Source organism: Paracoccus sp. (in: a-proteobacteria) (assembly GCF_030536915.1).
In the GTDB taxonomy this organism is placed as follows: Bacteria; Pseudomonadota; Alphaproteobacteria; order Rhodobacterales; family Rhodobacteraceae; genus Paracoccus.
On record NZ_JAUNPC010000103.1, the window covers coordinates 1 to 8,798 of the forward strand.

Consider the following 8,798-nt stretch of genomic DNA (forward strand, 5'->3'; position numbering starts at 1 on the left):
GTGCACAATCGACGAACGCTGCACTTCCGGCTGGACGACGATGACGCGCTTGCCAGCGATTTCATTGCCACCCTTCGCCGGCAGATGGCGAATGTGCCGGATCACGCCCTGATTACCCGTCCGTCGGGCGTGCTGCTGGTCGACACGGCCGAAGGCCCGGAGCTTCTGGCGAAATTTGAACCGAACATCGCGATCGGCTTTGCCATCGTCAATCCTCCGGGACATATCCGGAACCCTTACAACCTCAAGCACGGCGCACATTACCGGACCGTGCCAGCCCTGAGCCTGCCGGGACCATTGGCCTATATTCACACAGCACATGCACAGTCGGATACGATCGCAGCGCAATGGCGCAAGATCAACCATGCACGCGGGGAACATGCCCTTTATTTCGGAGATCGGCCAAGGCGCTTCAAGCAGGAGATCGAACGCCATTTCGGAGGCTGCAAACCGTCGCATTTCCTCGACATCATGCGGCGGGCACCCAGCCGGCGGAGCAGAGCAAAGACCGATGCGGCAATCACGCAGAACCCGCCGACATGACAGATGCAATACATGGCTGTCCCGGAGGATCTCGTGCCTCCACAAAGGCCTCTCCAGCGGGGTAGAACGGCTGCTCGCGCATCGGTTCCCTTTTTCCGCGGCATGTGAAGCTGAGCCCATATCCCTTAAAGGACACAGGGACTCGATGCCGCGATGAAGACGGATATCTTCGGCTATATGCGCTTCTCCTACCTCGGCCGCAGCGATGTGCTTCTTTCGCGCCGGAACGACGACGCGGAGTTTCGCCGGAACGTCCTCTATACGCCCGAGCGGCTGGAGGAGCGCTTCCATTTCTTCGAAAAGCTCTGCCTGCCGTCTTTGCGCTGGCAGACCGACAAGGATTTCCGCCTTGTCGTCTTCACCTCGCCGGAACTGCCTGATCGCTACAGGAACCGTCTTGAGACAGCCGTAGCAGATATTCCGCAGATCGAGATTGTCTACGATGCCGCGGACCACATAAATCAGGCGATCAATCCATGGATCGAGCGGCAGGAAAGCGTCCATATGGGCCGGACGCTGCATTTCCGGCTGGATGACGACGACGCCCTTGCAACCGACTTCATCGCCACCCTGCGTCAGAACATCCCGAATGCCCCCGATCACTGCATCATCAGTCGTCCTTCAGGGCTGTTTCTGGCGAACTCGGCGGCGGGACCGGAGTTGCTGGCCAAGTTCGATCCCTATATCGCGATCGGCTATGCACTGGTGAACCCGGCCGGTCACATCAGGAACCCGTATTCCCTGGCGCATACAAGATATCAACGTTTCGCGCCGTCGCTGATCCTGCCGGGACCGTTCGCCTATATCCATACCACGCATCTGCAATCCGACACCCGCGAGATGGAAGCCGAAAAGCTCATGCTGGCACAGGCAGATCACGCCACCAGCTATTACGCCAGCCGTCCTCACCGCTTCCGAGAAATGGTCCAGCGGCAGTTCAACGGGCTGCGACCGGTGGATCTCCTGAAGATCATCGCCAGTTCACCGGGACGCCGCGCAATCCAGAAATGAAAAGTCCCGGCATTCCTGCCGGGACTTCCCTGCTCGACGAAGGCTGCTCTCAGCCCTGCGTGGCCGAGGTCAGGTCCAGCGACACGCCCGGACCCATGGTCGAACTGATCGAGACCTTCTTCAGATAAGTGCCCTTGGCGCCCGAGGGCTTGGCCCGGTTCACCGCGTCCACGAAGGCGCGGATGTTCTGGGCCAGCTTCTCGGGCTCGAACGAGGCCTTGCCGACGCCGGCATGGACGACGCCCGCCTTCTCGGCCTTGAACTGGACCTCGCCGCCCTTGGCGTTGCCGACGGCGCCGGCCACGTCCATCGTCACCGTCCCGACCTTGGGGTTCGGCATCAGGTTGCGCGGGCCGAGGATCTTGCCCAGACGGCCGACCAGCGGCATCATGTCCGGGGTCGCGATGCAGCGGTCGAAATCGATCTTGCCGCCCTGGATCGATTCCATCAGGTCCTCGGCGCCGACGATGTCGGCACCCGCGGCCTTGGCTTCCTCGGCCTTGGGACCACGCGCGAAGACCGCCACGCGGACGTCCTTGCCGGTGCCGTTCGGCAGTTGCACCACGCCGCGGACCATCTGGTCGGCGTGACGCGGATCGACGCCCAGGTTCATCGCGATCTCGACCGTCTCGTCGAACTTCGCGGTGGCGTTGGACTTGACCAGCGCGACGGCTTCCTCAAGAGCGAGGTTCGCCTTGCCTTCGAACGCGGCGCGAGCGGCGGCTTTCCGTTTTGCCATCTTTGCCATGTCGGTCAGCCCTTCACTTCGATGCCGATGGACCGGGCCGAGCCGAGGACGATCTGCATCGCCGATTCGACGTCATTGGCCGACAGGTCCTTCATCTTCAGCTCGGCGATCTCGCGGACCTGCTTGGCGGTCACGGTGCCGGCACTCGTGCGGCCGGGCTTGTCCGAACCCTTGGCGCGGTTGCGCTTGCCGACCGGCTTCAGGCCTGCGGCCTTCTTCAGCAGGAAAGCGGCGGGCGGGGTCTTCGTCTCGAAGGTGAAGGACTTGTCCGCGTAATAGGTGATCACGGTCGGAGTCGGGGCGCCCGGTTCCAGTTCCTGCGTGCGGGCGTTGAACGCCTTGCAGAATTCCATGATGTTGATCCCGCGCTGACCCAGCGCAGGGCCGATGGGCGGGGACGGGTTCGCCTGCCCCGCCTTGACTTGCAGCTTGAGGCTGCCGACGACTTTCTTGGCCATGGGGCCTTCTCCTTGTCATCACGCCCCGAAGGGCAGACCTAGCGGTGCGGCGCGATCATCGAAGATCGGGCGCCTCCCGCGCTTGCATCACGAGGCCTTGGAAACCTGCGTGAATTCCAGTTCGACCGGCGTCGGCCGGCCGAAGATCGAGACGGTCACCTTGATGCGGCTGGACGCGTCATCGACCTCTTCTACCATGCCCGAGAAGCCCTCAAATGGGCCGTCGGTCACGTTCACCTTCTCGCCCACCTCGAAGCGGATCAGGTTGCGCGGCGCCACCTCGGCACCCCCCTGCCCCGAGCGGCTGAGCATCGCGTTCACCTCGTCGTCGCGCATCGGCATGGGCTTGCCCTGCGCGCCGAGGAAGCCGGTGACGCGGTTGATCGAGTTGACCAGGTGATAGGTCTTGTCCGACAGGTCCATGTGGACCAGCACGTAGCCGGGCATGAAGCGGCGTTCCGAGGTGACCTTCTTGCCGCGCCGGATCTCGATCACTTCCTCGGTGGGGACGACGACCTCGTCGATCTCGTCTTCCAGACCTTTTTCGGCCACGGCCTGACGGATCGCCTCGGCCACCTTCTTCTCGAAGTTGGACAGGACGCTGACCGAATACCACCGCTTTGCCATCGACTGATCGTCCCCTGCTTGAACTTTGCGGCCGCACGGGCCCGCGCTGGCCCGAAAACTGAAACGGCGCGCATACCGAATCGATGCACGCCGGTCGCCGGGCAGGTCGGCCGGACATATCCGCCCGGACCGTCGATTGCAAGCGTCGTCAGCCGACCGTCGTCAGGACCGTGGTCACGCCCCAGCGGATCACGAGATCCACAAGAAAGAAGAACAGGCTGAACAGGCCCGCCATGACAAAGACCATGATCGTCGTGGTGACGACCTCGCGCCGGCCCGGCCAGACGATCTTGGCGGCTTCGGCGCGGACCTGGCTGATGAACTGGGCGGGGTTGGTCATGGGCGTCCCTTGCGTTGCAGCGGCCCAAATAAGGCCGCAAGGGGGCAAAGGCAAGGGCGCAGGGCGGCGCGGACAGGCGAGGCGCCGGCGGCGCGGGTGCATGGGTATTTGGGCCAGAAAGATGTCACCGGCCGGAAGGACGCAGCAGCGTGGTCCGCGGCAGGCGGGCGAGTTGGGCCATGTCGGCGTCGTAGGCGGCACGGCAGCGGGCGGCTGTCGCCTCGTCGATCAGGTTCAGCGGCTCGGCGCCGGCATCACGCGGAAAGCGCGATTTGGCCTCGCGGGCGATGCGCGCCAGATCGGCGTCCGGGCGATCGAGCGTCAGGGCCAGCACTTCGCGGTAGGCCGGTTGCGAAAGGCCGACGATGGCGGGCGCGGGATCGCATGCACGGTCGGCCAGCGCCTGCGGCAAGATGGCGGACAGGATCTGCGGGCGGACGGCGGCATAATCCTCGTAGGCCCAGACAACCAGCCGGGCCACGCCGCGCAGGGACAACAGGCGCTGCGCGAGGTCGGTCCAGGACAGGCGCGCGGGGTCGAAACCGCCGAGATAGTCGGGCAGGATCAGTTCGTGCCCGCCCATCACCTGCATCGAAAAGGCCGAGGTCAGGAAGTCGCAGGGCTCGCGCACCGCAAGGCAGATCGTCGCCGGACGGTGGCGCAGCAGCCCGCACAGCCGTCCCATCCGGCGGCGCGCCTCGGGGTAGATGAGGTTGTCCCTGCCCATCAGCGACTCGCGCCTGAGGCTGCCGAGGATGTTTTCCTCGGAAATCACCATTTCGGGCCAGGTCGCCGCCGTCACGTCCAGCCGCCGCCGCAGCCGCTTGCGCAGGCGGGCCGCGTCCTCCCCCTCGCCCAGCGCCACCGCCAGCCGGGCCGGGCCGCCGCGCCAGTGGTGGACGTCGCTGTAATGGATGCCCGTCGCCAGCATCCGCGGGATCAGACCGCGCAGGGTCTGCTGCAGATGGGTCGAGGCGGTCTTGTGCGCGCCGACATGGATCGTCAGCGACATGACCGGACTTTCGATGTGCGGGAACTGGCAGGGGCAGGGGGACTCGAACCCACGACCCTCGGTTTTGGAGACCGATGCTCTACCAACTGAGCTATACCCCTAGGCCGAGTTGCGGATTACGGCAGGATCGGCGCTGGCGCAAGGTCAATCTGCGCTCAGGCCGGAAGCGGATCGGGTGCGGGTTCAGCGGCAGCGTCCAGGAACCCGCCCGACTGCCGTGCCCAGAGGCGGGCATAAAGACCCTTCGCCGCCAGCAGTTCGGCATGCGTCCCCTGTTCCACGATCCGGCCCTGATCCATGACCACCAGCCGGTCCATCGCGGCGATGGTGGACAGGCGGTGGGCGATGGCGATCACGGTCTTGCCGGCCATCAGCCGTTCCAGTTGCGCCTGGATCGCGGCCTCGACCTCGCTGTCGAGGGCGCTGGTCGCCTCGTCCAGCACCAGGATCGGCGCGTCCTTCAGCGCGACGCGGGCGATGGCGATGCGCTGACGCTGGCCGCCCGACAGCTTGACGCCGCGTTCCCCAACATGGGCGTCGAACCCGCGCCGCCCGTTGTTGTCGGCAAGGCGGGGAATGAACTCGGCGGCCTCGGCCAGCCGGGCTGCGGCCTCGATCTGCGCGGGCGTGGCATCGGGGCGGCCATAGGCGATGTTGTCGCGGACGGATCGGTGCAGCAGGCTCGAATCCTGCGTCACCACGCCGATGGCCGCGCGCAGAGAGTTCTGCGTGACCTGCGAGATGTCCTGCCCATCGATCAGGACGCGCCCCGATTCGACATCGTGGAAACGCAGCAGCAGGTTGATGAGCGTCGATTTCCCCGCCCCCGAGCGGCCGACCAGCCCGATCCGCTCGCCCGGGGCGATATCCAGCGTAAGCCCGTCCAGAACCGCCAGCGGACGCTCGCCGGGGCCGGCGTCATAACGGAAGGTCACGTCCTGGAACCGGACCGCGCCTGCCGTCACCTGCAGCGGCTTCGCCCCTGGCGCATCCGTCACCATGCGGGGCAGCGACAGGCTGCCGATGCCGTCGCGCACGGTGCCGATGTTCTCGAACAGCGCGGCGAATTCCCACATGATCCAGTGGCTCATGGTGTTCAGCCGCATCGCCAGCGGCACCGCCACCGCGACCGCGCCGACCGGCACCGTGCCGTTCGTCCACAGCCACAGGCCCAGCGCCGCCGACGACCCCACCAGTGCGGCATTCAGCAGGTTCAGGGTGATGTCCTGCACCGCCGAAAGCCGCATCTGCCAGTGAACGGTGCCCAGGAACTCGTCCATCGATTCGCGCGCAAAGGACTCCTCGCGGGCCGAGTGGCTGAACAGCTTGACCGTAGCGATGTTGGTGTAGGCATCGACGATGCGCCCCGTCATGCCCGCACGCGCGCCAGCCTGTGCCTCGGCCGCGCGGCCAAGACGCGGGATCAGCAGCCACAGAAGGACCGCGTAGCCCAGACCCCAGGCTGCGAAGGGCAGCGCCAGCCGCCAGTCCTGGGATGCGGCCAGCGCCAACGCGCCCACGAAATAGACGGCGACATAGACAGCCACGTCCATGACCTTCATCGCCACTTCGCGCACGGCCAGCGCCGTCTGCATCAGCTTGGTGGCGATGCGGCCCGCGAACTCGTCCTGGAAATAGCCCAGGGACTGGCGCAGCAGGTAGCGGTGCGCCTGCCAGCGGATGCGCTGGGGAAAGTTGCCCAGAAGCGTCTGGTGCATCACCAGCGCGCTGAGGATGTTCAGCGCCGGCAGCACCAGCAGCAGCAGGACCGCCATCCACGCGGCCCGCCGCCCTTCCAGCGCCCAGAACTCGGATGCGGGCGTCTCGGCCAGCCGGTTCACCAGCTCGCCAAGATAGCCGAACAGCACGACCTCGCCCAGCGCGATCAGGGCCGAGGTGAGAGCCAGCAGCACCAGCCATGGCAGCGCGCCCTGCGAATAATGCAGCACGAAGGACACCAGCCCCCTGGGCGGCATCCTCGGCGGATCGGAAGGGTAAGGGTCGAGGCGCCGCTCGAACCAACTGAACATCCTGGCCTCTTGCGGCGAATGAGGGATCAGCGCCCCGACCCCCGGGCGCTACGGGAATGAACCCCGATGCCGCGTCCCGGTTCCCCGGCGGGTCCGGGTCACAGGTGCCGGGTTTCCGCCGGGATGCTGAACCAGTCGTCGTTCAGCCCGTCCATCCATTGCACCGGCGCGGCGATGATCTCGCCGGTGCCGGCGTCGTCCAGCGCCGGGATCTGCACGCCGACATAAGGTCCGCCGATCTCGGGGATGTCGCCCGCGCCATGGGTCCGCACCCCGCAGATGCGGCAGAAGAAGCTCGCGTTCGGACGCGAGGGGTCGTCGGGATAACGGGTCAGGTTCTCGGCCCCGCTCAGCCGGAAGGCGTCTGGCTTCACCATCGCCGCCCATTCCCGCACCTTCCGGCAATAGCTGCAGTTGCAGCGCCCGGTTCCGTGCGACAGGTCCAGGTCGACCTCGAAGGTGACCGCCCTGCAGTGGCAGCTTCCGTGATAGGTCCTGCGTGTCATCCCCCTGACTCCCTGTTGCGGTCATGACATCATGAACCCGCCGGCGCCTTCTGCAAGGCGCCGGGGCCATGGCTTCTGACGGGCGCCGTCAGTCCCGCGCCAGTTCAAGGGCGACCTTCGCCATTTCCTCCTCGGGAAGCCGGGGCGGGGCCGCGAAGCCAGACAGCCCCTTGGCCAGATAGGCCTGCGAGGTCACGTCATGGACCTCGTGCATCGGCACCACATGGGCATGGGCATGGGGCACATGGATGCCGGTGAAGAACATGGCCACCCGCTCGACCCCGTAAAGCCGCTTCATCCGGCGGGCGAGCGTCTGGCTGCACTCCATCACACGGGCGGCAAGCGGCGGGGGAAGATCCTCGAACCAGACATGATGGGTCTTGGGGATCACCAGCGCATGACCCCGCCGGATCGGATGCAGGTCAAGAAAGGCCATGATCTCATCATCCTCATGGACGACATGTGCGGGCAACTCGCCCCGTGCGATCCGACAGAACAGGCAGGGGTTGGTCATAGCACCTCACGCAGGAACTCGGCGGCGAAATCGGGACCGGGCAGCGGCTCAAGCGGAAGCCCGTCGCCCTCCAGCCAGTCCGCCGTAGCCTCGGGATGGGGGCCGGACACCGCGACGAGGCCTTCGCCGTGGGGGACCAGCAGCGCGGCCGGGGTGCCGTCGGCATAGCGCGCGACGACCTCGCCCGCGAAGTCGTCGTCGAGCTCGAACCCGGGTGCCTCCTGCGTGTACATCCGCAGCTTGCGCCCGCGCCATGTCACCGTCTCGACCCGCGCGGCAAGCGGAGTGGCGGTCACCGCATCGCCCTGGATAAGGTCGGGGCCCGGCACCTCGCCCGCGTCGTCAAGCGTCCGCCCCGCGAGATAGCCCCCGGCGCAGACCCCCATGTAGCGTCCGCCCCGCGCCACCCAGTCCGCAAGCCCCTGAAGCCGGCGATCGCCGATCCCCTCGCGCAGGACATCCATATCGTCGCCGCCGCCGACGATCACCACCTCGGCCGTTTCCAGCACGCGCGGGTCCAGCCCTTCGGGACCGACAAGCCGGGGCGTCAGTCCCGCGCGCCGGGCGGCCTCGGCCATCGCCTCGGCGCAACCGTCGCAGGTGCCCGGACCGTCATAGACCAAGGCCGTCTCTGCCCAAACCTGAGCAGCCGTCATCAGCCAGAGAACCGGCAGAAGAAGGCGAGGCATCCTCATGGTTGCCGGATCATCTGCAAGGCCCCTTGGCGGCTGTCACCGGGTCATTCTGGCCCGTTTGCAGGCCGAGGCAAGCAAAAAGCCCGCCCCTTCATGGGACGGGCCTTTGTCTCGGCTGCAGGTGGGGCAACCCCTGTCCTGCAGCGCCCGCAGGGTGGGGTTTCACCCCACCGCCGCCGTCGCTCACTCGAGGATCTTCGAGACCACGCCCGCGCCGACGGTGCGACCACCTTCGCGGATGGCGAAGCGCAGCTTCTCTTCCATCGCGATGGGCGCGATCAGCTCGACCTCGAACTTCAGGTTGTCGCCCGGCA

11 protein-coding genes, 1 tRNA gene and 1 pseudogene are annotated in these 8,798 nt (G+C 66.4%); 2 read left to right on the plus strand and 11 right to left on the minus strand.

The window, feature by feature from the left end:
- Nucleotides 1–543 (plus strand): glycosyltransferase (locus tag Q4F04_RS13495; protein WP_303370332.1); only part of this gene is annotated, 543 nt, incomplete at its 5' end.
- Between the two features lie 153 nt (nucleotides 544–696).
- Nucleotides 697–1,554: a glycosyltransferase gene (locus Q4F04_RS13500; RefSeq protein WP_303370333.1), complete on the plus strand. Its 858-nt coding sequence runs from the start codon at nucleotides 697–699 to the stop codon at nucleotides 1,552–1,554.
- A gap of 49 nt (nucleotides 1,555–1,603) precedes the next feature.
- Here the strand turns inward: Q4F04_RS13500 and rplA are convergent, their stop codons facing one another.
- The 11 genes and pseudogenes from rplA to tuf form a co-directional block, all read right to left on the minus strand.
- Nucleotides 1,604–2,302, minus strand: coding sequence for a 50S ribosomal protein L1 (gene rplA / locus Q4F04_RS13505; RefSeq protein WP_303370334.1), 699 nt, complete (start codon nucleotides 2,300–2,302; stop codon nucleotides 1,604–1,606).
- Nucleotides 2,303–2,307: 5 nt separating this feature from the next.
- Nucleotides 2,308–2,760: a 50S ribosomal protein L11 gene (rplK, locus tag Q4F04_RS13510; protein ID WP_303370335.1), complete on the minus strand. Its 453-nt coding sequence runs from the start codon at nucleotides 2,758–2,760 to the stop codon at nucleotides 2,308–2,310.
- An 87-nt stretch (nucleotides 2,761–2,847) separates the two neighbouring features.
- On the minus strand, nucleotides 2,848–3,387 hold the full coding sequence (gene nusG, locus Q4F04_RS13515; RefSeq protein WP_182791562.1) for a transcription termination/antitermination protein NusG: 540 nt from the start codon (nucleotides 3,385–3,387) through the stop codon (nucleotides 2,848–2,850).
- Nucleotides 3,388–3,535: 148 nt separating this feature from the next.
- Entirely contained in the window at nucleotides 3,536–3,727 is a 192-nt protein-coding gene (secE, locus tag Q4F04_RS13520; protein ID WP_182791561.1) for a preprotein translocase subunit SecE, read from the minus strand.
- 124 nt (nucleotides 3,728–3,851) lie between these two features.
- Nucleotides 3,852–4,739 (minus strand): hypothetical protein, encoded by an 888-nt coding sequence (locus tag Q4F04_RS13525; RefSeq protein ID WP_303370336.1) that lies wholly within the window; start codon nucleotides 4,737–4,739, stop codon nucleotides 3,852–3,854.
- A gap of 25 nt (nucleotides 4,740–4,764) precedes the next feature.
- Nucleotides 4,765–4,840 (minus strand) — tRNA-Trp (locus Q4F04_RS13530).
- A gap of 54 nt (nucleotides 4,841–4,894) precedes the next feature.
- A complete protein-coding gene (locus Q4F04_RS13535; protein ID WP_303370337.1) occupies nucleotides 4,895–6,769 on the minus strand; it encodes an ABC transporter ATP-binding protein in 1,875 nt (624 codons plus the stop codon).
- Between the two features lie 98 nt (nucleotides 6,770–6,867).
- On the minus strand, nucleotides 6,868–7,275 hold the full coding sequence (locus tag Q4F04_RS13540; protein ID WP_303370338.1) for a GFA family protein: 408 nt from the start codon (nucleotides 7,273–7,275) through the stop codon (nucleotides 6,868–6,870).
- 88 nt (nucleotides 7,276–7,363) lie between these two features.
- Nucleotides 7,364–7,789: an HIT family protein gene (locus Q4F04_RS13545; RefSeq protein WP_303370339.1), complete on the minus strand. Its 426-nt coding sequence runs from the start codon at nucleotides 7,787–7,789 to the stop codon at nucleotides 7,364–7,366.
- A complete protein-coding gene (locus Q4F04_RS13550) occupies nucleotides 7,786–8,484 on the minus strand; it encodes a BPL-N domain-containing protein (RefSeq protein WP_303370340.1) in 699 nt (232 codons plus the stop codon). The genes Q4F04_RS13545 and Q4F04_RS13550 overlap by 4 nt, the downstream gene beginning before the upstream one ends.
- A 183-nt stretch (nucleotides 8,485–8,667) precedes the next feature.
- Nucleotides 8,668–8,798: pseudogene (tuf, locus tag Q4F04_RS13555) on the minus strand (elongation factor Tu); the annotation flags it as partial.

What these genes read in the sequence shown, in the direction of transcription:
- Q4F04_RS13500 (WP_303370333.1), top strand. Translation starts at nt 697, where the DNA reads ATGAAGACGGATATCTTCGGCTATATGCGCTTCTCCTACCTCGGCCGC.
- rplA (WP_303370334.1), bottom strand. Translation starts at nt 2,302, where the DNA reads ATGGCAAAGATGGCAAAACGGAAAGCCGCCGCTCGCGCCGCGTTCGAA.
- rplK (WP_303370335.1), bottom strand. Translation starts at nt 2,760, where the DNA reads ATGGCCAAGAAAGTCGTCGGCAGCCTCAAGCTGCAAGTCAAGGCGGGG.
- nusG (WP_182791562.1), bottom strand. Translation starts at nt 3,387, where the DNA reads ATGGCAAAGCGGTGGTATTCGGTCAGCGTCCTGTCCAACTTCGAGAAG.
- secE (WP_182791561.1), bottom strand. Translation starts at nt 3,727, where the DNA reads ATGACCAACCCCGCCCAGTTCATCAGCCAGGTCCGCGCCGAAGCCGCC.
- Q4F04_RS13525 (WP_303370336.1), bottom strand. Translation starts at nt 4,739, where the DNA reads ATGTCGCTGACGATCCATGTCGGCGCGCACAAGACCGCCTCGACCCAT.
- Q4F04_RS13535 (WP_303370337.1), bottom strand. Translation starts at nt 6,769, where the DNA reads ATGTTCAGTTGGTTCGAGCGGCGCCTCGACCCTTACCCTTCCGATCCG.
- Q4F04_RS13540 (WP_303370338.1), bottom strand. Translation starts at nt 7,275, where the DNA reads ATGACACGCAGGACCTATCACGGAAGCTGCCACTGCAGGGCGGTCACC.
- Q4F04_RS13545 (WP_303370339.1), bottom strand. Translation starts at nt 7,789, where the DNA reads ATGACCAACCCCTGCCTGTTCTGTCGGATCGCACGGGGCGAGTTGCCC.
- Q4F04_RS13550 (WP_303370340.1), bottom strand. Translation starts at nt 8,484, where the DNA reads ATGAGGATGCCTCGCCTTCTTCTGCCGGTTCTCTGGCTGATGACGGCT.